General features: G+C 60.6%; 1 pseudogene. It reads right to left on the reverse strand.

Features of this window, described 5'->3' with window-relative positions:
• Positions 1 to 327, reverse strand: a pseudogene (locus ACFQDM_RS15950) (transposase); the annotation flags it as partial.

The following is a 327-nucleotide window of genomic DNA, read 5'->3' on the forward strand; positions in this document are numbered from 1 at the left end:
GCGGGTTTTACGTCCGGGGATGCAAGGTGTGATCCCCTTGGCTTCCAAGGCGTCCCTGAACCAATCCGCGTCATAGCCCCTATCGCCCAGCAGCCACTGGGCTCGGGGTAGACTATCCAGAAGAGCTGCCGCACCGGTGTAGTCGCTGACCTGACCAGCCGTCACAAACAGGCTGATAGGGCGTCCATTCGCATCGGTGATGGCGTGCAGCTTGGTATTCATCCCGCCTTTGGTCCGTCCGATCAGTCGCCCGAGGCCCCCTTTTTTACCCGCAGGCTCGAAGCCGTACGGTGCGCCTTTAGATAGGTGGCATCGATCATGACGGTC

The sequence above is a fragment of the Ponticaulis profundi genome, from assembly GCF_042659465.1.
Taxonomy (GTDB): Bacteria; Pseudomonadota; Alphaproteobacteria; order Caulobacterales; family Hyphomonadaceae; genus Ponticaulis; species Ponticaulis profundi.